Source organism: Aestuariimicrobium ganziense, assembly GCF_015352975.1.
GTDB lineage: Bacteria > Actinomycetota > Actinomycetes > Propionibacteriales > Propionibacteriaceae > Aestuariimicrobium > Aestuariimicrobium ganziense.
This window is the reverse complement of the sequence record NZ_JACYIZ010000008.1, coordinates 75166-97888: the sequence shown is the minus strand read 5'-3', so window position 1 is coordinate 97888 and position 22723 is coordinate 75166. Positions and strand designations below refer to the sequence as shown.

At 69.8% G+C, this 22723-nt stretch carries 21 protein-coding genes; 11 read left to right on the top strand and 10 right to left on the bottom strand.

Annotation, left to right across the window (positions count from 1 at the left end):
- Positions 1-137: 137 nt before the first annotated feature.
- The 7 genes from pstS (at position 138) to IE660_RS13995 (ending at position 7677) form a co-directional block, all read left to right on the top strand.
- Positions 138-1253 carry a phosphate ABC transporter substrate-binding protein PstS gene (gene pstS / locus IE660_RS14025; protein WP_235998092.1) on the top strand — a complete coding sequence of 372 codons (1116 nt, stop codon included), beginning with the start codon at positions 138-140 and terminating at the stop codon, positions 1251-1253.
- Between the two features lie 128 nt (positions 1254-1381).
- Complete coding sequence (pstC, locus tag IE660_RS14020; RefSeq protein ID WP_328701969.1) at positions 1382-2341, top strand: phosphate ABC transporter permease subunit PstC; 960 nt, start codon at positions 1382-1384, stop codon at positions 2339-2341.
- Positions 2341-3399, top strand: a complete 1059-nt coding sequence (pstA, locus tag IE660_RS14015; protein WP_203568992.1) for a phosphate ABC transporter permease PstA — start codon at positions 2341-2343, stop codon at positions 3397-3399. Before pstC ends, pstA begins: the two co-directional genes overlap by 1 nt.
- Positions 3400-3453: 54 nt before the next feature.
- On the top strand, positions 3454-4233 hold the full coding sequence (gene pstB, locus IE660_RS14010) for a phosphate ABC transporter ATP-binding protein PstB (protein ID WP_203568991.1): 780 nt from the start codon (positions 3454-3456) through the stop codon (positions 4231-4233).
- Positions 4230-4748, top strand: a complete 519-nt coding sequence (locus IE660_RS14005) for a hypothetical protein (RefSeq protein WP_203568990.1) — start codon at positions 4230-4232, stop codon at positions 4746-4748. The genes pstB and IE660_RS14005 overlap by 4 nt, the downstream gene beginning before the upstream one ends.
- Positions 4741-5607 carry a sucrase ferredoxin gene (locus IE660_RS14000; protein ID WP_203568989.1) on the top strand — a complete coding sequence of 289 codons (867 nt, stop codon included), beginning with the start codon at positions 4741-4743 and terminating at the stop codon, positions 5605-5607. Before IE660_RS14005 ends, IE660_RS14000 begins: the two co-directional genes overlap by 8 nt.
- A 33-nt stretch (positions 5608-5640) precedes the next feature.
- Positions 5641-7677 (top strand): M3 family metallopeptidase, encoded by a 2037-nt coding sequence (locus IE660_RS13995; RefSeq protein ID WP_203568988.1) that lies wholly within the window; start codon positions 5641-5643, stop codon positions 7675-7677.
- Positions 7678-7857: 180 nt separating this feature from the next.
- On the opposite strand, the gene IE660_RS13990 is transcribed toward IE660_RS13995, so the two are convergent.
- Positions 7858-9147 (bottom strand): glycoside hydrolase family 3 N-terminal domain-containing protein, encoded by a 1290-nt coding sequence (locus IE660_RS13990; protein WP_203568987.1) that lies wholly within the window; start codon positions 9145-9147, stop codon positions 7858-7860.
- On the bottom strand, positions 9147-10610 hold the full coding sequence (locus IE660_RS13985; protein WP_203568986.1) for a mycothione reductase: 1464 nt from the start codon (positions 10608-10610) through the stop codon (positions 9147-9149). The genes IE660_RS13990 and IE660_RS13985 overlap by 1 nt, the downstream gene beginning before the upstream one ends.
- 33 nt (positions 10611-10643) lie before the next feature.
- Here IE660_RS13985 and IE660_RS13980 point away from each other — a divergent pair, with 33 nt between their 5' ends.
- The gene (locus tag IE660_RS13980; RefSeq protein WP_203568985.1) at positions 10644-11450 is read left to right on the top strand and encodes an SDR family NAD(P)-dependent oxidoreductase; all 807 of its coding nucleotides are present in this window, start codon (positions 10644-10646) and stop codon (positions 11448-11450) included.
- Here the strand turns inward: IE660_RS13980 and IE660_RS13975 are convergent.
- From IE660_RS13975 to IE660_RS13940, 8 genes are all read right to left on the bottom strand, one after another.
- Positions 11440-12489 (bottom strand): GerMN domain-containing protein, encoded by a 1050-nt coding sequence (locus tag IE660_RS13975; RefSeq protein ID WP_203568984.1) that lies wholly within the window; start codon positions 12487-12489, stop codon positions 11440-11442. The two genes, IE660_RS13980 and IE660_RS13975, sit on opposite strands and share 11 nt — an antisense overlap.
- Positions 12489-13004: an RNA polymerase sigma factor gene (locus tag IE660_RS13970; RefSeq protein WP_235998091.1), complete on the bottom strand. Its 516-nt coding sequence runs from the start codon at positions 13002-13004 to the stop codon at positions 12489-12491. Before IE660_RS13970 ends, IE660_RS13975 begins: the two co-directional genes overlap by 1 nt.
- Before the next feature lie 88 nt (positions 13005-13092).
- The gene (gene ccsB, locus IE660_RS13965; RefSeq protein WP_203568983.1) at positions 13093-14016 is read right to left on the bottom strand and encodes a c-type cytochrome biogenesis protein CcsB; all 924 of its coding nucleotides are present in this window, start codon (positions 14014-14016) and stop codon (positions 13093-13095) included.
- Complete coding sequence (resB, locus tag IE660_RS13960) at positions 14013-15716, bottom strand: cytochrome c biogenesis protein ResB (protein WP_235998090.1); 1704 nt, start codon at positions 15714-15716, stop codon at positions 14013-14015. Before resB ends, ccsB begins: the two co-directional genes overlap by 4 nt.
- Positions 15716-16438, bottom strand: a complete 723-nt coding sequence (locus IE660_RS13955) for a cytochrome c biogenesis CcdA family protein (RefSeq protein ID WP_203569034.1) — start codon at positions 16436-16438, stop codon at positions 15716-15718. The genes resB and IE660_RS13955 overlap by 1 nt, the downstream gene beginning before the upstream one ends.
- An 80-nt stretch (positions 16439-16518) precedes the next feature.
- Entirely contained in the window at positions 16519-17091 is a 573-nt protein-coding gene (locus tag IE660_RS13950; RefSeq protein ID WP_328701968.1) for a TlpA family protein disulfide reductase, read from the bottom strand.
- On the bottom strand, positions 17088-17783 hold the full coding sequence (locus IE660_RS13945) for a histidine phosphatase family protein (RefSeq protein WP_328701967.1): 696 nt from the start codon (positions 17781-17783) through the stop codon (positions 17088-17090). The genes IE660_RS13950 and IE660_RS13945 overlap by 4 nt, the downstream gene beginning before the upstream one ends.
- A gap of 225 nt (positions 17784-18008) precedes the next feature.
- A complete protein-coding gene (locus IE660_RS13940) occupies positions 18009-18476 on the bottom strand; it encodes a hypothetical protein (RefSeq protein WP_203568981.1) in 468 nt (155 codons plus the stop codon).
- Positions 18477-18607: 131 nt separating this feature from the next.
- Between IE660_RS13940 and IE660_RS13935 the strand changes: the two genes are divergently transcribed.
- From IE660_RS13935 to IE660_RS15965, 3 genes are read left to right on the top strand one after another with little or no spacing between them, the layout of a single operon-like run.
- Positions 18608-19228, top strand: coding sequence for a PadR family transcriptional regulator (locus tag IE660_RS13935; protein WP_203568980.1), 621 nt, complete (start codon positions 18608-18610; stop codon positions 19226-19228).
- Positions 19225-19983: an ABC transporter ATP-binding protein gene (locus tag IE660_RS13930; RefSeq protein WP_203568979.1), complete on the top strand. Its 759-nt coding sequence runs from the start codon at positions 19225-19227 to the stop codon at positions 19981-19983. Before IE660_RS13935 ends, IE660_RS13930 begins: the two co-directional genes overlap by 4 nt.
- A complete protein-coding gene (locus IE660_RS15965) occupies positions 19984-22536 on the top strand; it encodes an ABC transporter permease (protein WP_203568978.1) in 2553 nt (850 codons plus the stop codon). It begins immediately after the preceding gene.
- Positions 22537-22723 lie beyond the last annotated feature (187 nt).

Below are 22723 nucleotides of genomic sequence, written 5' to 3'. Positions count from 1 at the left end.
GATTCCCCGTTCACCCTGCGTTCACCCGCAGGGACCGGACGCGTCATGAGGCCTCCCTAGCGTGAGTGACGGCGCCGGTGGCAGAACCGGCACCCGGGGTGACCACCCCGCCCTTGTCTCACTCGTGAGGAAAGACGTTGAACATCAAGAAGATCGGCGCCCCGTTCGCCATCCTGATGGCTGCCGCGCTGTCGATGAGCGCCTGCGCCGCCAACGAGGGAACCCCGGCTGACAACGCCACCACCCAGAGCAGCGGCTCGGCCGACGCGGGATCGAACCTCAGCGGCACCCTCGCCGGCCAGGGCGCCTCCTCGATGAGCGTCGCCCAGCAGACCTGGATCGCCGAGTTCCAGAAGAAGAACAGCGGCGTCACCATCAACTACTCCCCCGACGGCTCCGGCGCCGGCCGCAAGGCCTTCCAGGGCGGCGGCGTGCAGTTCGCCGGCTCCGACCGGGCCTTCAAGGACGAGGAGATGAAGGCCGGCTCGTTCGGCAAGTGCACCGCCGAGTCGAACGCGCTGAACCTGCCCGTCTACATCTCCCCGATCGCCGTGATCTACAAGGTCGACGGTGTCGACGAGCTCAAGCTCGATCCCGACACCCTGGCCGGCATCTTCGCCGGCAAGATCACGAAGTGGAACGACCCGAAGATCGCCGCCACCAACGAGGGCGTCACCCTGCCCGACGCGACGATCACCGCCGTCCACCGCTCCGACGACTCGGGCACCACCGAGAACTTCACCGACTACCTCTCCCAGGCCGCCCCGTCGGTGTGGACCGAGAAGGCCAATGGTGAGTGGCCGTCGGCCTTCGGTGGCGAGGCCGCCAAGGGCACCGCTGGTGTCGTCGACGCCGTCACCCAGGGCAAGAACACCATCGGTTACGCCGACGCCTCGCAGGCCGGCGACCTGGGCGTCGCCAAGGTGAAGGTGGGCGAGGAGTTCCTCGGCCCGGACGCCGACAAGGCCGCCAAGTTGGTTGAGGCCAGCCCCAAGGTCGAGGGCCGCAAGGACCACGACTGGGCCCTGAAGCTCGACCGCAAGGCCCAGGGTGCCTACCCGATCGCGCTGGTCGCCTACGCCCTGGTCTGTGAGGACTACAAGGACGACAAGGACGCCGAGCTGGTCAAGGCCTACGTCGGCTACATGGTCTCGGACGAGGGCCAGAAGGTCGCCCACGAGAAGGTCGGCTCTGCCCCGCTGTCCGCCGACATGCAGGCCAAGATGAAGGCTGCGGTCGACTCCATCAAGTGACCGCGTGCTGACAGACTGACACTGGTGCCCGCTCCCGGGAACCCCGGGGGCGGGCACCAGACGGTCAACTGCCGTACGCCCCCCCCCGCACCACCTCCGCCACGGCGGACCAACCCTGGAAGGGTGACGTGAGTTCGAGCACCATCGCGCAGACGGACAGTTCCCTGCGCCCGGCCAAGCGCCGCATCGGCGACACGGTCTTCGGAGGACTCTCGACGTTGTCCGGCGTGTCGATCCTGGTGATCCTGGCCGCGGTCGCCATCTTCCTCCTCGCCCAGGCCCTGCCTGCGCTGACCACCGCCCCCGACGTGCTGGCCGAGCAGGGCTACGGCGAGTTCTGGGGCTGGGTCCTCCCCTTCGCCTTCGGCACCGTCTGGGCCGCCTTCCTCGCTCTGCTGATCGCCGTGCCGGTCTCGATCGGCATCGCCCTGTTCATCTCGCACTACGCCCCCCGCCGACTCGCCCAGAGCCTGGGCTACCTGATCGACCTGCTGGCCGCGGTGCCGTCGGTGGTCTACGGCCTGTGGGGCATCTTCCAGTTGGCGCCGGCCCTGCAGCCCGCCCACCTCTGGCTGTCGAAGTACCTGGGCTGGTTCCCGTTGTTCAGCGGCAACCCCTCTGGCACCGGCCGGACGATCTTCACCACCGCCTTCGTCCTCGCCGTGATGATCCTGCCGATCATCACCTCGCTGTGCCGAGAGGTGTTCCTGCAGACCCCGCGGCTGCACGAGGAGGCTGCCCTGGCCCTGGGCTCGACCCGCTGGGAGATGATCCGGATGGCGGTCTTCCCGTTCGCGCGCGCCGGCATCGTCTCGGCCATCATGCTCGGCCTGGGCCGGGCGCTGGGCGAGACCATGGCCGTGGCGATGGTGCTGTCGGGCGCCGGTGTCATCCACTTCAAGGTGCTCACCCAGCAGAACCCCAACTCGATCGCCGCCAACATCGCGCTGAACTTCCCTGAGGCCTTCGGCCTGCGGGTCAACCAGTTGATCGCCTCGGGCCTGGTCCTGTTCATCATCACCCTGGCCGTCAACATCCTCGCGCGGTGGATCGTGTCGCGGCGCGCCCAGTACTCGGGAGCGAACTGATGTCGGTCACCACGAACTCCTCCAGCAAGGCGCTCAACCCGCTCAAGGCAGGCCAGCTGCCCCGGTGGGCACCGTGGGCCGGCCTCGGCCTCGCCCTCATCGTCGGTCTGGTCTTCGGCGGCATGAAGGTCGCCGCCTCGACCCTGATCGCGGCTGCCGTCTTCGTCGTCGGCATGCACGTGCTGTCGCTCTACGTCGAGGGACGACGCCGCGCCAACGACCGGCTCGCGCAGCACATCGTCTATGGCATGTTCATGCTGGCGCTGGTGCCGCTGGTCTGGGTCAGCTGGATCGCTGTCAAGAACGGTCTGGCCCGCCTCGACGCCCCGTTCTTCACCTACTCGATGCGCAACATCGTGGGTGAAGGCGGTGGTGCGGCCCACGCCATCTACGGCACCCTCTACGTGACCGGCATCGCCACCGCCATCTCGGTGCCGATCGGCCTGTTGACCGCGATCTACCTGGCTGAGTACGGCGGCAACTCCAAGCTGGCCAAGGGCATCACCTTCTTCGTCGACGTGATGACCGGCATTCCCTCGATCGTCGCCGGCCTGTTCGCCTACGCGCTGATGGCGCTGCTGTTCGGGCCCGGCACCGTCAACGGCATCGGCGGCGCCATCGCCCTGTCGGTGCTGATGATCCCGGTCGTCGTCCGCTCGGTCGAGGAGCTGCTGCGCATCGTCCCCAACGAACTGCGCGAGGCCGCCTATGCACTCGGGGTGCCGAAGTGGAAGACCATCCTCAGCATCGTCATCCCCACCGCCATCTCGGGCATCGTGTCGGGTGTGATCCTCGCGATCGCCCGAGTCATCGGTGAGACGGCTCCGTTGATGGTGGCCGCGGGCTTCACGCAGAGCCTCAACAACAACCCGACCCAGGGCCAGATGATGACCCTGCCGGTGTTCGTCTACGACTCCTACGCCCACCCGGGCATCCCGCGCCAGCCCTACTGGGACCGCGCCTGGGCAGGAGCCCTCACACTGATCCTCATCGTCATGCTGCTCAACCTCATCGGGCGAGTGATCGCCGCACGATTCGCCCCCAAGGCCGGTCGCTGACCGGGGCCATCCCCCAGCCGACGTCCAGCCGCTGACCCAGGAGAACCACCGCACATGTCCAAGCGCATCGAGGCCAAGAACCTCGACATCTACTACGGCTCGTTCAAGGCCGTCGAAGACATCTCGATGGTGATCGAGCCCCGGTCGGTGACAGCGTTCATCGGTCCGTCGGGTTGTGGCAAGTCGACCATGCTGCGCTCGCTGAACCGCATGCACGAAGTGATTCCGGGTGCCTACGTCGAGGGCGAACTGCTGCTCGACGGACACGACCTGTACGGCCCCGGCGTCGACCCGGTCAACGTGCGTCGCCAGATCGGCATGGTGTTCCAGCGGCCCAACCCGTTCCCGACGATGTCGATCAAGGAGAACGTGCTCGCCGGGCTCAAGCTGAACAACCGCAAGATGAAGGGCTCCGAGGCCGACGACGTCGCCGAGCGGGCCTTGCGCGGCGCGAACCTGTGGGAAGAGGTCAAGAACCGGCTCAGCCTGCCGGGCTCGGGCCTGTCGGGCGGCCAGCAGCAGCGTCTGTGCATCGCTCGGGCGATCGCCATGCAGCCCGAGGTGCTGCTGATGGACGAGCCGTGTTCGGCCCTCGACCCGATCTCGACGCTGGCCATCGAGGACCTCATCCAGGAACTCAAGGACAGCTACACCATCGTCATCGTCACCCACAACATGCAGCAGGCCGCGCGGGTCTCGGATGCCACGGCGTTCTTCAACATCGCCGGCACCGGTGCGCCGGGCAAGCTGATCGAGATGGGCCCGACCGACAAGATCTTCTCGACCCCCGACCAGAAGTCCACCGAGGACTACATCACCGGCCGCTTCGGGTGAGCACTCGCAGCGCGGCAGACCTGCTCCTGGTGGTCGGGCCGATCGCCAGCGGCAAGTCGTCGACGGCCGCTGGGGTCGCCGCCCAGCTTCGCGAGCGCGGGCACCTGGTCGCGCTGGTCGGTCTGGACGAGGTCGCCGACTCAGTCGCTCGGGCCGACTGGGCGGCCGCCCACCAGGTGCTCGGCGAGTTGACCGGGGCGTGGCTGCGACAGGGGGCGACCGTGGTCTGCGAGGGGCCGTCGACCCCCGACCAGGTCGCCGAGGTGACCCGCTGGGCACCGGAGGGCACGCGGGTGGTGACGGTGCGGCTCGCGATCGACCTGGCCGCGGCCCATGCCCGGGCGCAGACCGACCCGAGCCGCGGGATCTCGAAGGATCTCGCGTTCCTGACCCGCGACCATGCCGACCACGATGCTGGGGTGGCCGGGCTGGCCGTCGACCTGGTCATCGACAGCGGAACCACCACGCTCGACGAGGCGGTCAGCCAGATCGTGGCAGTCTTGAACGGTGACTGACGCCCCTTCCCCAGTCCCCCCTGCTCCGGTCGGACGCCATGACGCCGTTCGCTGCCACGATGCCTGGCTGCGCGACGACCTGCCCGCGTGGGGCACGGCAGCACGCGCGCTGTTCTGGGTGGCGCTCGAGGTGCCGGGACCCTGGGGACGCACGGCGGCCACCGAATCGCACCTCGACCCCGAGTTCGGTCAGTGGCTCGACCAGTGGTGCTCCTCGCGGGGCGGACGACTGGTGCTGGTCCGTCGTCCGGGACGGCACGCCGATGCCCACCACATGGCGTCGCGCACGCTGTTGATCGCCTCGTCCTTGGCGGGGCGGCCGTGGTTGGGTGGCGTCGAGGCGAGCGATCCGGACGAGCTGCGGGCCAGACTCGACGCCCTGGGCGACCAGGTGCTCACGTTGACCGCCGACCGCCACCCCGACTGGCTGGCCGACCAGCCCGGCGCCCTGCTGGTCTGCACCAACGCCAAGCGTGACCAGTGCTGTGCCCTGGTCGGACGACCGATCGCCGCCGCCGTCGAGCAGCTGGCACCCGGACGCGTGTGGGAGTGCAGCCACCTCGGCGGGCACCGGTTCGCACCGACGGTGCTGGCGCTGCCGACCGGGCAGGTGTTCGGCCGGGTCGGTGTCGAGTTGGCCGAGCAGGTGCTGGCCGACCTCGACGCCGGGGTGGTCTCGACCACCTCGGCCTGGCACGACAGGGGACGATCACACCTGCCCCCCGCCGACCAGGTCGCCGACATCGCCGTGCGGCTGGGGCTGGCGGGCACCCCGGTGCAGGTGGACGCGGGCGAACTGCCCGAGTCGTGCGGCAAGTCGGCGGTGCCGGTGAGCGTGTGGCGGCTCGACGCTGGCTGAGCAGCTGCGTCGAGGCTCTGGTTGGATGGATCCATGGCCAACCCTCTGCTGTCCCCCTCCGCGCTGGAGTTCCAGCTGCCCGACTATGCCGCGATCACCGACGCCGACTTCCGTGAGGCAATCGAGGTCGGCATGGACGAGCAGATCGCCGAACTCGAGGTGATCGCCACCGACGAGTCGCCGGCCACCGTCGCGAACGTGCTCGAGGCGTGGGAGCGCACCGGCGCCACTCTGACCCGGGCGATGTACGCGTTCTGGGTGGCCAAGGCCGCCGACACCAACGACGAGCGGGACGCGATCATGCGCGACCTCGCCCCCAAGCTCGCCGAGCACACCGACCGGATCAACCTGGACCGCCGGCTCTACCAGCGCCTGGTCGCGCTGGATGCCCGGGTCGAGGAGGCCGAGATCGTCCTCGACGAGCAGGACGCCCACCTGCTCGAGGAGCGGCTCAAGGAGTACCGCCGTGGCGGGGTGCACCTCGAGGGTGAGGCCCAGGAGCGGTTCAAGCAGATCAACACCGAGCTGGCCACCCTGTCGGCGCAGTTCGAGGAGTTGGTCGTGGCCGGACGCAATGCCTCGTCGGTGCACGTCACCGATCGTGAGCGGCTGGCCGGGTTGAGCGAGGACGAGGTCGCCGGTGCTGCCGAGGACGCCAAGGCAGCCGGGCTCGAGGGCTGGCTGCTGACCCTGACCAACACCACCCAGCAGCCGCTGATGACCTCGCTGGACGACCGCGAGCTGCGCCGGGAACTGTTCCAGCTGAGCATCAACCGGGGACTGGGCGGCGCGCACCCCACCGGTGACCTGATCATCCAGATCGCCAAGCTGCGCGCCGAGCGGGCCGAGTTGCTCGGCTACCCCCACCACGGGGCGTACGTCGCTGAGGACGGCTGCGCCGGCAGCACCGAGGTGATCGGTGAGATCCTCACCCGTCTGGGACGAGCCTCGCACGCCAATGCCCGCACCGAGGCGGACGAACTGGCGGCCCGGTTCGCCGAGCTGGTGCCCGGTGAGACCTTCGAGGCGTGGGACTGGGCGTGGACCGCCGAGATCGTCCGACAGGAACGGTTCCAGCTGGGCGACTCACAGCTTCGTCCCTACCTGGAGTTCGAGAACGTGCTGACCAAGGGCGTGTTCGCTGCCGCGACCGCGCTGTACGGCATCACCTTCGTCCACCGGCCTGAACTGCGGGGCTACACCGAGGCTTCGCGGGTCTACGAGGTACGCGAAGAGGACGGATCGCCGCTGGGTGCGGTGGTGATCGACCCCTACACCCGGCCGACCAAGCAGGGTGGGGCGTGGATGACCTCGCTCGTCGACCAGTCGACGCTGTTGGACGATCGCCCGCTGGTGACCAACACCTGCAACTTCCCCGAGCCGGCGCCGGGATCGCCCAGCCTGCTGTCGTGGGACAACGTGATCACCCTGTTCCACGAGTTCGGCCACGACCTGCACGGACTGCTGTCGGACGTGCGCCACCCCTCGCGCACCGGTACCGAGGTGCCGCGTGACTTCGTCGAGTTCCCCAGCCAGGTCAACGAGATCTGGGCCTGGCAGCCGGAACTCTTGGCCCAGTACGCGGTGCACCACGAGACCGGTGAACCGATGCCGGCGGAGTGGATCGAGACGCTGTTGGCTGCCCGCAGCTTCGGACGAGGCTTCGAGTACGGCGAGACCACCGCCGCGATGATCCTCGACCAGGCCTGGCACACGCTGCCGGTCGACCAGTTGCCGGCCGACGCGTCGGGCGTGGAGGAGTTCGAGGCGCGCGTGCTGGCCGAGGCCGGTGTCGACGTCGTGCCCCCGCGCTACCGCAGCACCTACTTCAGCCACATCTGGGGCTCGGGGTATGCCGCGGCGTACTACTCCTACCTGTGGAGCGAGATCATGGACGCCGACACGGTGGCCTGGTTCGGTGAGAACGGCATGCTCAACCGCGAGGCCGGTGAGCGGTTCCGTCGCACGCTGCTCGGACGAGGCGGCTCGATCGAGGTGATGGCTGCCTACCGCGACTTCCGCGGCTCCGACCCCGACGTGAAGCACCTCGAGGCCCGCGTCGGCGCCTGAGTCCCTCCGCGCCTGAGGCTTCCCGCACCCAGGCCTTCCCCCGCATCCAAGCGCGGACGCCTTCATGACCCGGGCAAGAATGATCTCCTGGCACAGGTTTGAACGTGTGCCGGGTGACCATTGCTGTGCCGGGTGGCGCGAGGGGTCGGCAGCCAGTCAGTGCTCGGCGGGGGGCGGGGCTCAGGCGGAGCACTCGATCAGGCCGAGTGAGGCCTTCAGGGCGAGCACTCGTCCGGCTGCGGCGGTGACCTTGGCCTCGAACGCTGCGTCCTGGCGAGCCTTGGCGACCAGCGCTGAGACCATCGTCTGCACCTTGCCCGGGTCGGCGCAGATCACCACGTCACCGCCGGCGTCGACGAAGCGGGTGGCGCGCTCGCCCACCGGAACCGTGGCCACCGACTCGGCCGCGCCGAGGTCGTCCGAGATCACCACGCGGTCGAAGCCGAGCCGGCCACGCAGCAGGTCGGAGATGATCTTGCGCGAGAACACCGCCCGATGCTCGGGGTCGAGCTGGGTGTAGACCGCACTGGCCACCATCACCGACCCCGCGTTTACCTGCTCGAACACGTCGCGGAACACCGAGATCTGGGCCGAGCCCTCAGTGGTGACGGTGTCGGCGGCCTCACCGAAGTCGGTGTTGGTAGTCACCTCGCCCAACCCGGGGAAGTGCTTGAGGCCGGTGGCCAGACCCGCCTTGTGCATGCCGCGCGCGGCTGCGGTCGCCGCCCGAGTCACCCGCTCAGGGTCGGTGCCGAAGTTCCTGCGCAGCCGGCCGATCGGGGCATTGGACGACACCTTGGCCGGCGGCACCACGTCGGCGACCGGCGCGAGGTTCCACAACACCCCCGCACGCTGCAGTTCGGCGCCCCAGCGCTGCCACTGGGTGGTCAACCGATCAGCCGGCCATTGGCCCTGCACACCGGCATTCGGGATCGACTCGAACCCGGCGCCGACCAGCCGCTGCACCTGCCCGCCCTCCTGGTCGACCGCGACGACCAGCGGCACCTCCTGGTTGACCGAACTGAGTTCGTTCGACAGAGACGACATGGCCTGCCGGCCGCGGATGCGCGAGCCGAGCACGACCACCGAACCGATCCGTGCCTTCGACATCGCCTGCAGGTACTCCGCGGTGGGACGCGGATCGGTCACGCCTGCCATCAGCAACTGCCCGCAACGGGTCTCCAGCGACAGGGCGGCGGCCATCTGCTGGCAGCTGGACGCCTGCGTCGGCGACGTCTGCGCCGAGGCGCTGGCGGTCTCGGGGTCGGCACTCTCAGGGCCGGCGGTCGGCGGGGTGCTGCCGGTCCAGGTCGGGTTGGGTCGGCTCGTGGACGCACCCCCGCCCGCGGACCCACCCCCGCTCGGCCCACCGGTCGAACCGGACGGGCCTGCGGGCGCCAGACCAGGCTTGGCGCAGGCACCGAGAACCAGCCCCACCGCCGCGGCGGTGATCACGTGACGACGCTCCATCAGGCTCCCGCTACCCCGACCGACTGGGCTCCGACCGGCTGGGCTCCGACCGGCTGGGCTCTGCCCAGCTCGAGCAGGCAGTTCTCGATCACCTCGGGCAGCGCCGGGTGGATCCAGTACTGCCCCTTGGCCATGGTGTCGATGTCGGTGCGGGCGTTCATGGCCTGGATGCACTGCTGCACCAGGGTCGACGCCTGCGCTCCGATGAAGTGGGCGCCGACGAGTTGACGCGTCTCGGGGCAGGCCAGCAGCTTCACGAACGAGGTCTGGTCCTCAAGCGCCCAGCCGTAGGCGACCGAGCCGTACTCCTGCACGTGGCGCAGGTACGGACGCCCGGCCTCGGCCAACTCGTCCTCGGTGAGCCCGACCTGGGCGATCTGGGGGTGGGAGAACACCGCCGACGGGACGAACTCGTGGTTGCTGGCGACCAGCGCGTCACCCTCACCGAAGGCCTCGTGCAGCAAGTTGTGCTGCACGGTGCGCATCTCGTGGTTGGCGACGTGCTTGAGCATCCACGGCGAGGCCACGTCACCGAGCGCCCAGATGTGCGGCTGGCTGGTGCGCTGGTACTCGTCCACCCGGACGAAGCCGGACAGGTCGACCTCGACACCGGCGGCCTCGAGGTTGAGCGTGTCGCCGTTGGGGACGCGTCCGACCGCATTGAGCAGCAGGTCACAGGCGTGGCTCGACTCGGTGCCCTCGAGGTCACGAGTGCGCACCACCAACCCACCGTCGTCACCGGCCTCGACCGCGACCACGTTCTGGCGCAGCGCCAGACTCACCTGTCCGCCGAGTTGCTCGGTGAACCTGGCGCTGACCTCGCTGTCAGCCTTGCGCAGCAGCCGCTCACCGCGGTGGACGATGGTGGTCTCGACACCCAGCGCGCTGAACACGTGGGCGAACTCTGCGGCCACGAAACCTGCGCCGCTGATCACCAGCCGCCGCGGCAGGTCGTCGATGCGCATGATCGTGTCCGAGGTGTGGATCCGCCCGGCCAGGGCGGGGTCGTCGAACCCGGGCACTGGCAGCGTGCGTGGCCTCGACCCGGCCGCGAGGACAAACCGCTCGGCGCGGATCTGGTGCCCGTCCTCGAGTTCGAGGGTGTGCGCGTCGACGAAGTGGCCACGCTGGCGGTGGACGCTGACGTGGTCCTGCTGCTCGCGCCAAGCCAGGCCACCGCGCGAGATCAGGTCGATCCGGTCGCGGAACACCCGGTCGCGGATGTCGCGCCAGCGCACCCCGTCCAGGCTGAGGTCGACCCCCAACCGGCGGGCGTGGTCGATCGACGAGGCCAGGTCGGCGGGCAGCACCAGCATCTTGGTGGGGATGCAGCCGTTGTTGAGGCAGGTGCCGCCGAAGTGCAGGCCGGCGTCGACCAGGGCGACGCTCATCCGCGAGAACCGGTCGTCGAGCAGGGAGTTGCCCGAACCCGAGCCGATGACGCAGAGATTCACCTGTTCCATGAGGGCCAGTCTGTCATGCCTAGAGTGAGGGTCATGAGCTCACACGACGCCTCCCCCGATCGTCCTGTCATGCACCACACCCGCCCCTGGGCACTGGTCACCGGAGCCTCCGGTGGCATCGGCGAGGCCTTCGTCAACCGGCTCGCCGCACACGGCAGCAACGTCGTGCTGGCCGCGCGCAGCGTCGACAAGCTCGAGGCCGTGGCCGAACGTGCCCGGCAGGGTGGTGTCGATGCCGTCGTGGTGCCCTGTGACATGGGCGACCGGGCCGCCCGTGACCACCTGCTCGGCGAGATCGAGCGCCGCGAGATCACGCTGACCACGCTGGTCAACAACGCCGGCTACGGCATGTTCGGCCCGTTCGTCGAGGCCGACCAGCAGCGCGTGCTGCAGATGCTCGAGGTCAACTGCGCTGCGCTCACCCACCTGACCGGGGCGCTGCTGCCCGGCATGGTCGAACGGCGTCACGGCCAGGTGGTCAACGTCGCGAGCACCGCGGCCTTCCAGCCGCTGCCCAACATGGCCGCCTACGCCGCGTCGAAGGCCTACGTGAAGTCGTTCACCGAGGCGCTGTGGCACGAGCTGAAGGGCACCGGTGTGCGGGTGATCGCGTTGTGCCCCGGCCCCACCGAGACCGACTTCTTCGCCAACGCCGGCGACGCATCCGCGCTGAGTTTGCGACGCAGCGCCGAGCAGGTGGTCGAGACCTGCTTCCGGGCGCTGGCAGCCGGACGCCCCACGGTGGTCGACGGCCCGCTGAACGTGGCCCAGTCGGTGGCGCCCCGCTTCGTCCCGACCCGGGTGGCGCTGGCCGTGGCCAAGCGGGTGGTCAGCCGGTGACGGTGAAGGTCTTGACGACCTCGGTCTGCTCGGTCTTCAAGGTGAGGGTGTAGTCGCCGGGTTCCAGTTCGAGCGGGATCTGCCAGCTGCGCCATCCCGCCTCGTCGCCGGAGGCCGCCACCTGACCCGAATGGAGTGCCGTCGTCTCGGTGCCCTTGGTCAGCGACCAGTCGATCGTGGGCACAGCCACTGTGACCTGCAGGTAGCCGCTGAGCCTCACCCGACCCCTCGACAGCTTCTGGCCTGTCTCGGGCACGGTCACCCACAGCAGCCCCAGCGGCACGTTGCCCTCGCGGACGAAGTCGGTGGTCGGGGTACCCAGCACCGGCAGGGTGGCCGAGCCGTCGATCAGGATCTTCACCGTCTTCTCACCACTGCGGTCACCGACGGCGCCGCTCGCGGTGTACACCACCTGGCGCACCGCCAGTTCGGCCGAACGCTCGTCGGTGAAGTTGCCGAAGGCAGAGCTCGACAGGTCGAGCACGATCTGGTTGCCCTCCAGAGTGGCCGAGTTCACCTGGCCACCGACCCAGCCCGAGGTGTAGGCCGGGTCGAACGGGGCGACGTTGAGCACGGCCGCCACCGCGGTGGTCAACCTGTCGGTCTGGGTGGGCAGGTCGTGGAACTCGCGCTGCAGCAGGCCGTCGGCGCCCAGGTAGTAGATCGCCAGTTGGCGCTGCGTGGTCGGCAGGGACGACTGCCCGCTCGGGTCGACACTCGTCGTCGGGGTCACGCTCGGCACATCGGGCGAGGGCGGCAGCCCGGCGGGGTCGTCCGGCTGGCCGCGGAGCATGCCGAGAACCAGTGGCACCGACAGCCCCAGGGCCAGGGCGACGATGGCGGCCGGAGCCAGCCAGCGGAACCATCCACCCCCGGCCAGCTGGCCCTCCTCGGCCTCGGACTCCTCGATCTGGTCGAGCAGCGAGGCGAAGCGGTCACCGGGAGTGACCTCGTCGGCCTCGGCCCGCAGCGCCTGCCTGAGGAGCTGGGCGACTTCGTCATCGGGTTGGTCGTCCAGTCGGACGATGTCGTCGGCCATCAGCGTCCCTCCTTCACGACCTGGGTCAGGGCCTGCCGCAACGCGGCCATGCCCCGGTGCGCGTGAGACTTGACTGCCCCGCGCGAGATGCCGAGGGTGTCGGCAATCTCCTCTTCGCTCGCTTCAGCGTAGTAGCGCAGCACCAGCACCTCCTGCTGGCGTTGTGGCAGACCTCGCAGCGCGGCCATCACCTGGTCCTCGGTCTCGCGGCGCAGCACCCGGTCCTGCGGGGTCTCCGGAGGGGGCGCCGGCGCGGGACGATTGCGCTCGACCACGGCACGGTGTCGGTGCGCCGAGCGCGTCCGGTTGACCACGGCAGCACGCAGGTAGGCGGCGGCATGGTCGAGCGAGGCGAACTGTTCGCGGCGCTGGTGCACGGCCAGCAACGCGTCCTGGACGATCTCCTCGGCGCGGTCGCTGCCGCCCAGCAACAGGCTGGCCAGGCGCACCATCGCCACCCACTGTGCGTCGTAGAGGGCGCGCAGCCACAGGTCGTCGTGCAGTTCCTCAGGCAAGACAACCTCCTGGGAGCTCACCTCGAGCAGCACGGCGGTCACACCCCGTCAACGCCCTGCCTGCCCCGCGGGTTGTCATGGCCGGTCGCTAGATCCCGGCGTAGGAGTGCAGCCCGTTGATCAGCAGGTTGACCCCGATGAAGTTGAACCAGAAGGTGATCAGGCCGATCACGGCGATGATCGCAGCGGCGCGTCCCTTCCAGCCGGCGGTGGCCCGAGCGTGCAGGTAGGCGGCGTAGACCACCCAGGTGACCAGCGACCAGGTCTCCTTGGGGTCCCAGCCCCAGTAGCGCCCCCAGGCGTACTCGGCCCAGACCGAGCCGGCGGCGATGGTGAAGGTCCACACCGGGAATCCGAAGGCCACCGAGCGGTAGGCCAGGGTGTCGATCGCGCGCAGGCTGGGGGTGCGCGACAGGAAGCCGACCAGGCCGGCCTCACCGCCGGCCTTGTTGGCCGCACGCTGCTTGGCCAGGTGCAGGATCGAGGCGATGCCTGCGATGTTGAAGGCCGCGGCGGCGATGCAGGCGGCGACGATGTGGATGATGAACCAGACCGAGTGCAGGGCGGGCACCAGCGGGGCGACCGCGACGTAGAACACGGTCGCGGCCAAGCCGTTGCCCAGGGCCAGCAGCAGGGTCATGCCGATGCCCAGCCAGCGTGCCCCGAACAGCCAGACCCCGATCAGGTAGGCGACCACGGCGAAGGCGAGCGCAGCGGTGACGAACTCGTACATGTTGCCCCAGGGGGCCCGTCCGGCGGCCAGGCCGCGGGTCACCACACCGAGCAGGTGGGCGGCGGCCGCGATCACGGTGATGCCGATGCCGAGTCGCCCCCAGGTGTCGGAGCGCACCCGCTGGGCGGTGTGGTCGGAGGTGACGCGGGTGTCGAGGTCGTCCTCGTCGGTGCCGATGCCGCGCAGGAACGCCCACTCGCCGCTGTGGGCGATGAAGGCGACCAGGTAGAGCACGGCCGAGGTCACGATGCCGAGGCTCGACAGCTCAGCCAGCGTCATGGGCGTGCTCCTTGTTCTGAGTTCTGCTCGAGGTCGTGCTGTGCCTGGTCCGGCGGGGTCTCGTCCACCGAAGGCTCATCCGCTGGTGGTTCGTCCGGCGGTGGCGTGAGCCCGGCCGCCTGGGCGAGGGCGGCCACGTCGTCGGAGAGCCCGGTGCGGGCATCGGCGCGGTCGAGCCCGCCCACGTCGACGCCCAGTCTGCCCGAGGCCTCGTCGGTGCGCACCTTGATGAAGAGCCGTCGAGGTCGGACGAACAGCGACAGGCACAGCCCCAGCACCGCCGCGGCCAACGACCCGAACGCCCACGGCAGGCCGGGAGCGCGAGAGAACTGCAGCTTCGTCCAGCGCTGCCAACGGTCGAAGGTGACGCTGCCGCGGCCATCGGGCAACTCGAACGTCTCCCCCACCCCGAGCCGGAAGGCGACCACCGTGCCGTTGGCGGCGGAGACCTGCTTCAGGCCGGTCTTGTCGAGCACGTAGACGTTCTCGGGTGCCCCGGTCTCTTGCTTGGGGGCGCCCGCCCAGGCGTTGAGGAACAGTTCGGGGTTGTAGGCGTCGGGAAACAGCGAGCGGGGGCCCTTCTCGTCCACGGTGGCAGTCGGCAGGAACCAGCCCTCGAAGGCGAGGCGTTCGGGGCGGGCGTCGGGTGCCTTGATGACCCCGGACGAGCCGAAGTTGCCATCCTGGGGCAGGAAGATGACCGGCCCTGACCAGGCGATGTCGCCGTTGCCGTCGCGTACGGTCACCCGGGCGGCATAACCGTGGCCGAGCAGGTGCACGTTGACGCCCTGAACGGTGATCGGGCGGTTGACCTCGATCACCTGGTCGGCGGTGGTGCCGTTGGCGGTGACCTTGACGTCGGCGCGGAACTCGCGGGCGGCGCCACGCTGCACCTCGCCGGTCTCGAACCGTGCGGTGAACTCGGTGAGGGTCAGCGAGAACGGGGGCAGGTTCTCGGAGTCGACCAGGGCGCCGGCGTAGAACTCGTCGTACTGGGTGATGGTGTTGCTGAAGCCCTGTCCCTCGACCACCAGCGTGCTGCCCTTGTAGGTGGTCAGGGTGTTGAACCCGACCGCCAGAAGGACGAACACCAGGCTGACGTGGAACAGCAGGTTGCCGAACTCGCGCAGGTAGCCGCGTTCTGCCGAGATGCCCTGGGTGGCGGCGTCCGGCTCCGTGCGCAGCACTCGGAAGCGGTGCTCGCGCAGCCACTGCTCTGCGGCATCAAGCGCTTCGGTGGCACTGAGTTCGCTGGTGCCGGCGGACGACTCGGCGAGCCGGTCGAGGCGCGACGGCAGCCGCGGCGGTGGGGTGCGCAGCGCCCGGGCGTAGACCTTGATGCGCGGGACGATGCAGCCGATCAGGCTGAGGAACAGCAGCAGGTAGATCGCCGAGAACCAGGGCGAGGTGAAGACCTCGTACATGCCCAGCGGTGTGTAGAACTTGTCGAGGGTGGGGTGCTCGCGCTTGAAGTCGGCGACCTGGATCGACGACTGGCTGTACTGCGGGATCAGCGAGCCGGGGATGGCGGCCACCGCGACCAGGAACAGCAGCAGCAGGGCGGTGCGCATGCTGGTGATCTGGGTCCACAGCCAGCGCATCAGCGCGCCGAAGCCCTCGGCCGGGGCCATGTTCTTCTCGGTGCTCCGGTCGGGGGCGGCGTTCTCGTCCTTGACCGTGGTCGGCTCGGTGGTGGGCATCAGATCGGTGTCCCCCAGTTCGCAGCCCACTGGCGCAGCACGCCCATGATCTGGTCCCAGACGCCACTGACCAGCAGCACGCCGACGGCGACCATCAGCAGGCCCCCGAAGACCTTGACGCCACGCTGGTGGCGCTTGACGAAGGCGATTGTTCGTCCCATCCAGCCGATGGCCAGCCCGGCGAGCAGGAACGGGATGCCGAGACCGAGGGCGTAGAGGAAGGCGAGCAGCGCGCCACGGGTGGCCGAGCCCTCGTTGAGGGCGAGCGTGAGCACGACGGTGAGCGCAGGTCCGATACAGGGGGTCCACCCCACCCCGAAGACGATGCCGAGCAGCGGGGCGGCGACCAGTCCGAAGCGCGGCACCCGGTGCAGGCGCACGTCACGCTGACCGACCGGCAGCCAGCCGGTGAAGACCAGCCCGAGCGCGATCACCAGCACCCCGACGACGACGTTGATCGTGCGTTGGTGGCTGAGCAGGGTGGCGCCAAGCCCGCCGACAATGGCCCCGGTGAGCACGAACACCACGGCGAAACCGAGCACGAACAGACCGGTGCCCAGCAGCATTCGTCCTCGTCGGGCGGCCGTGGACGAGCCCTCGGCGACCTGCGAGGCCGACAGGCCGGTGGCGAACGACAGGTAGCCGGGCAGCAGCGGCAGCACGCACGGTGAGAAGAACGAGACCAGACCGGCCAGCACCGCCACCGGGATGGCAATGACCATCGAGCCGCCGATGGCTTGGCGCGCCCAGGTGCCCAGCCCGGTCTCGAGCGGGAGCAGGGTGGGCAGCACCTCGAGCGGGGTCACTTTCCGGCCGCCAGGTCGTTGACGGCTCCAACGAAGGTCGACGCCTTGGCCTCACCCAGGATGCGGGCGGCGATGCGTCCTTGCGGGTCGAGGAACAAGGTGCTGGGGATGGCGTTGGCCGGCAGCGCCTTGAGTTGCAGCAGCAGTTCACCGCGCGGGTCGTAGAAGTTGGGGTAGTCGACCTTGAAGGCGCGGACGAAGGCCCGGGCGGGGGCGACGTCGTTGTCTCGGGTGTTGATGCCGAGGAAGTCGGCCGTGCCCCGGGTCTGGGCGGCGGCCTTGACCAGTTCTGGGGCCTCGGCGCGGCACGGGCTGCACCACGATCCCCAGACGTTGAGGACGACCACGCGTCCGGTGCGTCCGTCGGTGGTGAGCGACTTGCCCTCGAGGTCTGGGCCGGTGAGGATCGGCGCCTGGACGCGTTTGTCGACCGGCACCAGCGAGAACGATCCGTCGCCGGCGACGAAGCCGACGTCCTCGGTGGCCGACGGGTTGCGGGTGCAGCCGGCTGCGCCGAGCAGGCCAGCGAGCCCCAGCCCGGCGAGCAGACTTCGGCGGGCGAGGGTCACTGGGTCGGCTCCGGGTGCAACGGGCCGCTGTGACCCGAGGAGAAGTTGGCGTTGCGGTCCTTCGACGGAATCAGGCCGAGCGCCGGTTCGGCGTAGCTGACCCTCACGACCCGCTCGCCGAGCAGGTGGAAGGTGGTGATCGAGGCCAGCGTGCACTGGCGCTTCCGGGGGTCGTGGACGAGGCGTCGTCCCTCGGCGTCGAGCCGGGCGATCCAGATCGGCAGTTGGTGGCTGACCACCAGGGCCTGACCACCCGGGCCCGCGGCGCGGGCGGCCTCGAGGATGCCGGTACGCATGCGCTCGGCGAGGTCGGTGAACGGTTCGCCCCAACTGGGACGAAGCGGGTTGCGCAGCTTCCACCAGTTGGCAGGCTTGCGCAGCGCCTGGTTGCCGGGACCGAAGACCTGGCCCTCGAAGTCGTTCGTGGCCTCGAGCACGGCCTCGCTGACCTGGGGCTCGAGGTGGGGGTGGCGGGCAGCGATCGGGGCGAGGGTCTCGCGGGCACGCTCGAGTGGTGAGCTGGCGAGGTGGGTCAGCGGCCAGTCGGCGGTGTGCTCGGCGACCCGCTCGGCCATGGCTCGTCCACGCTCGGTGAGGGGGAAGCCCGCCAGACGCCCGTAGAGGACGCCGCCGGGGTTGTCGACCTCGCCATGGCGCACCAGGTGCACCAGGGTGTGCTCAGGCGTGGTCACGCAGGTCTCCTCGGCAGTGGCGGTGGCGTCTGGCACAGCCTACACGGGGTGCGCCGGACAGCCCACCCGCTGGTGGTTGCGTGGCCCGCGAGGCACGAGCGACACGAACCTCTCGTGGCTGGTCGAGTGGCCCGCGAGTCACGAGCGGGCGTGTCGAGACCCGGCCGGCGCCCGCCGGGAGATCTCACCGGCTCGACGCCTCGTGACGATCAGACCCCAAGCGCCTCAGGCGCAGTTGTCGCAGACCCCGGTCAGTGACATCTGCATGAAGCACCGCGGGCAGACCGACCCCTGCAGCGGCTCGGTCGACCGGTGACGAGCCGGTGCCGCGGGCACCGACCGTGCCGCACCGCTGCCTCGTCCAGCGGGACGAGGCGGGGGCGGGCTCGCGGGCCTGCCCCAGGCCACGACCGACGACAGCGCGGGGCCCTCACCGGCCTGGGCGGCGCGCTGGTCGACGCGGTTCAGCAGGTTGACCAGCCAGGCACCCTCGGTCTCACCGCCGGCCGGCACCCGCACCTCGATGCCGCTGCGCCGCTGCAGCACCCGCGACAGGTCGGCCGACGACACCCGCTTGTCCGACGCGCTGGCGGCGCGGAGCAACTCGTGGGCGAACGACAGCATCAACGTCTGCGCGGCCGACTCGCTCAATGGCCGGTGGTTCTGGGTGTCCCAGTAGGTCGTGCTCGCCAAGGTGGCCTCCCTGTTCCGGGCTCCCATGCTAGTGCCGCCGCACGTCATCACCGACAACCTCTTGCGCAGGGCATACTCAGTATGCAACACTCGCTGCATACCGAGTATGCCGCTCTCCACTAGGGGTGTTGATGTCGATTCGTCAGAGCCTGCTGGCCCTGCTCAGTGAGCAGCCCCGGCACGGGTACGAGCTCAAGGCCGAGTTCGACCGCCGCACCGGCCACTCCTGGCCACTCAACATCGGTCAGGTCTACTCCACCCTCGAGCGCCTCGAGCGCGACGGTCTGGTCGTCCGCGGTGACGAGGACGACGACGGCCGGGTGGTGCACTCGATCACCACCGATGGACGCCGTGAGGTGCAGGCCTGGTTCGCCAACCCGGTCGTCCTCGACAACCCGCCGCGCAACGAACTCGCCATCAAGATCGCCATCGCGTCGTCCATGCCGGCGGTCGACCTGACTGCGCTGGTGCAGGTGCAGCGCCGCGCTTCGATCGCCACCTTGCAGGACTACACCCGGGCCCGGCGCGCGGCCGACCCCGACGACCTGGCTTGGCACCTGGTGATCGAGTCGATGATCCACCAGACCGAGGCCGAGGTGCGCTGGCTCGACCACTGCGAGAACGCCGCCCTGCGCGCGTCCCACCGTGCCCGGGCTGCCCGTACGGCCCGAGCCGCAGCGGCCGTCGAGCCCCAGCCCACCCCACCCGCCACCACCAATCCCCTTCCCGCCTCGCAGAAGAGCCCGCGATGAGCATCGTCCTCGAACTCGACAACGTCACCCGCAGCTACGGCTCCGGACCGACCACCGTCCACGCCCTGCGCGAGGTGTCGCTGAGCGTCGAGCGTGGTGAGTTCGTCGCCGTGATGGGCCCCTCGGGCTCGGGCAAGTCGACCCTGCTCGCCCTGGCTGGCGGACTCGACCAGCCCACCGGCGGCGGGGTTGGCGTCGCCGGCACCGAACTCAAGGGCCGTACCCGCGACGAACTCGCCCGTATCCGACGCCGGATGCTCGGCTTCGTCTTCCAGGACTTCAACCTGGTGCCCACGCTGACCGTGCTCGAGAACGTCGCACTGCCGCTCGAACTGGACGACGCCCGCACCGCCGACGCGCTGCAGCAGGCACGCCATGCCCTCGAGCGGGTCGGTATCGCCGAACTTGCCGACCGCGGCATCGACCAGGTCTCCGGCGGTCAGCGGCAGCGCGTGGCGATCGCCCGCGCCATCATCGGCGACCGTCGCATCCTCCTGGCCGACGAGCCCACCGGCGCCCTCGACACCTCCACGGGCGACCAGATCATGGCGCTGCTGCGCCAACTGGCCGACGAAGGGGTTGCGGTCGTCATGGTCACCCACGAGGCCCGCCACGCCGGCTGGGCCGATCGGGTGATCTTCCTGCGCGACGGACGACTGGTCGACGAGTCCCGCTCGGACGACCCGACAGTGCTGCTGCGGCACTCCAACTCGCGCGTCCCCCGCCGGATCTTCGACCCGGACGTCGAGGCCTGAGTGTTCCGCGACATCACCACGCGCCTGGCTTGGCGCGACATCACCCGCCACCGCAGACGCTCGCTGCTGATCGTCCTGCTGGTCCTGCTGCCGATCGTGACCGTGACCGCACTGGCGGCCGTGGCACTGGACGACTACAACCAGTCCGGCCAGGTCGAGGCCGAGTTCGGCAACGCTCGGGCCAAGATCGTCACACTGCAGGGAGCCGACGGCACCTGCCGACAGGTCGACCTGGCGACACCGTTCTGCGCGAACAGCGACCAGACGGCAGCCCCGCTCAAGCCTCTCGGTGAGGTGCCCACCACCGGACTCGAGGTGCGTCCCCAGTCGACGGTGCGCGTCCCGATGACCTGGCGCGACGCCACCCTCGATGCCTCCGTCGCCGTCATCGACGTCACCAGCCAGCCAGAGCGCTTCCGGGTCGGGCCTCTCGTGACCCCCAGGGCCGGCGAGGTACTGCTGGTGGCGTGGGGGGCCAACCGCCTGCAACTGGGCGTCGGCGACACCGTGTCACTGGCCGGCAGCAACCACAGGATCGTGGGCCTGGTCCGCACGAACGTGCCCCTGGACGGCTGGTTCGTGGTGCCTCCCGGTCATCCGCTCGCCAAGGACGCCGAGATGGTCGAGGCGTTGGTGGTCGGCGCTGTGCCCAACGCTGACCAGACCGCCGCACTCAACCGGCAGGGCGCGGCGGTGCTCACCAAGGACGCGGTCGCTGCGCAGTACGACGTCGGCAGCCTCAATGACGGCGCGACCGCGGCCAGTGCCTTGATGGTGCTGGTCGGGGCACTCGCCCTGGTGATCACCGCGACGATGGTGGCCGCAGCGTTCACCATCGGCGTGCGGCAGCAGCGCCGCACCCTGGCCCTGCTGGGGGCCACAGGTGCCCCACGTGCCGTGCTGCAGGGCATGGTCACCCGCCAAGGCCTGCTGCTCGGGCTGATCGGCTCAGCACTCGGCGTGGCCGTCGGCACTGCGGTCGGACTGGGCCTGCAGCGCTGGATCGAGTCCCAGGGGGTCGGGTACCCGCGTCCGGTGACCGTTCCGTGGCTGGTGATGGCAGGACTGCTCGTGGTCGGCACGCTGGCTGCCCTGGTGGCGGCGTGGATCCCCTCGCAGCAGGTCGTCCGACAGGACGTGATGACCGGCATCCGTCGCAGCGAGGCGGCCGCACCACCGGTGCGTCGTCCGTGGCTCGGGCTGGGCCTGGCCGCGGCCGGCCTGATCGTCGGCATCGCCGGGTCGCAGTGGGCGCGCGCCCAGTACAGCGCTGCTGCCCGCAACCAGGTCGAGCGGGGCATCATCCCCGCGGTCGGCAGTGTGGTGCTGCTGTTCGTCGCCGCGCTGCTGATGCTCGGCTGGCTGCTGACGTGGCTGGGACGAGCCGTCGGGCGCGGCCCCCTGGCGACCCGGCTTGCCGCCCGGGACTGGTCTCGAAACCGGGCCAGGGCCTCGGCAGCGGTCGCCGCGACGATGGCCATGATGGCGTTGGCCACCACCATGATCGTGGCCACCGCCTCGGTCGGACGCACCGAGGTCGCCGACTGGAAGCCGACCATGACGTCAGGCTTTGTCACCCTCGTGCCGCAGGTCGACGCTGGTCCGGGCCAACGCTCCGGCAAGATCGACCCGGCAGCCATCGCCCGGACGACCGACAAGCTCACCAAGGTCATGGGTCAGCCCCGAGCCACGGCGCAGACCACCCAGCTCATCGCCTCCGGACCCGAGAACGGCCACATACCGCTGTTCCTGGTGACGCCGTGCGACGAGAAGGGCTGCCGCTACAACGGCCCCGGCTCGGTGATTCTGGGCGATGCCGACACGGTCGCCTTCCTGACCCGCCAGTCCACCCCTGCTGAGGCGGCCGAGGTGCTCGCCAAGGGTGGAGTGGTCGTCTTCGGCGACGGCGCCATCACCGACGGGAAGGTCTCGCTGACAACGGGCGCCGGAGATGTCGAGGTGCCGGCGGTGCAGGTGGGCAACAGCTACGCTCCCCCGCTGGTGGGACGAGCCTTCCTCGACGCCCACAAGGCGACCGTTGCGGAAGGCCCCACGACGACTTGGCTGGACTATGGACGCCTGCCCACCGCCGACGAGCGTGAGCGACTGGACCAGGTGAGCTTCGAGGCAGGAGTCGCCCAGGTGATGATGGCCTACGAACCCGGCCCGATCGACCACTACTCGGGGACCAACAAGTGGTTCACCGTGGCCTTCGGTGCACTGCTGGTAGCGGTGGCGACGGTGACGACCGCACTCACCCTGCGGGACGCCCGTGCATCCATGACGACGTTGGCCACGATCGGGGCCAGGCGTCGGACGCTTCGAGGCATGTCGTCAGTGATGGCGACCTCGACCACGACGCTGGGGCTGGTGCTGGGCGTGCTGGTGGCCCTGGTGCCGCTGGTGATTGCGATCCTCAGCTCGGGCGACGTGGTCAGGCTGTCCATCCCGTGGCACTGGCTGGGGGCCCTGTTCCTGGTCGTCCCGGTGGCCCTGGCTGTGATCGGGTGGGTGATCCCCCCGGCGAAGGCGAGCGCAGTCCGCGCCGAGTGAGTTGAACCGCGGGGGCCAGAGGTCGTCCGAACGATCACTGGCGCGAAACTCGCGGCTCTCACTGCAGTTCACGCCACAAACCGGTGCGGCGAGGGGTCTCGGCGGGAGGGGGCGGCGCGACGGGCACCATCGATCCGCGACGGACACGATGGCGAACGACGGGCATGGTATGCAGTGCCCGTCGGAC

What these genes read in the sequence shown, in the direction of transcription:
- pstA (WP_203568992.1), top strand. Translation starts at nt 2,341, where the DNA reads ATGTCGGTCACCACGAACTCCTCCAGCAAGGCGCTCAACCCGCTCAAG.
- pstB (WP_203568991.1), top strand. Translation starts at nt 3,454, where the DNA reads ATGTCCAAGCGCATCGAGGCCAAGAACCTCGACATCTACTACGGCTCG.
- IE660_RS13995 (WP_203568988.1), top strand. Translation starts at nt 5,641, where the DNA reads ATGGCCAACCCTCTGCTGTCCCCCTCCGCGCTGGAGTTCCAGCTGCCC.
- IE660_RS13990 (WP_203568987.1), bottom strand. Translation starts at nt 9,147, where the DNA reads ATGGAGCGTCGTCACGTGATCACCGCCGCGGCGGTGGGGCTGGTTCTC.
- IE660_RS13985 (WP_203568986.1), bottom strand. Translation starts at nt 10,610, where the DNA reads ATGGAACAGGTGAATCTCTGCGTCATCGGCTCGGGTTCGGGCAACTCC.
- IE660_RS13980 (WP_203568985.1), top strand. Translation starts at nt 10,644, where the DNA reads ATGAGCTCACACGACGCCTCCCCCGATCGTCCTGTCATGCACCACACC.
- IE660_RS13975 (WP_203568984.1), bottom strand. Translation starts at nt 12,489, where the DNA reads ATGGCCGACGACATCGTCCGACTGGACGACCAACCCGATGACGAAGTC.
- ccsB (WP_203568983.1), bottom strand. Translation starts at nt 14,016, where the DNA reads ATGACGCTGGCTGAGCTGTCGAGCCTCGGCATCGTGACCTCGGCCGTG.
- resB (WP_235998090.1), bottom strand. Translation starts at nt 15,716, where the DNA reads ATGCCCACCACCGAGCCGACCACGGTCAAGGACGAGAACGCCGCCCCC.
- IE660_RS13955 (WP_203569034.1), bottom strand. Translation starts at nt 16,438, where the DNA reads ATGGTCATTGCCATCCCGGTGGCGGTGCTGGCCGGTCTGGTCTCGTTC.
- IE660_RS13935 (WP_203568980.1), top strand. Translation starts at nt 18,608, where the DNA reads ATGTCGATTCGTCAGAGCCTGCTGGCCCTGCTCAGTGAGCAGCCCCGG.
- IE660_RS13930 (WP_203568979.1), top strand. Translation starts at nt 19,225, where the DNA reads ATGAGCATCGTCCTCGAACTCGACAACGTCACCCGCAGCTACGGCTCC.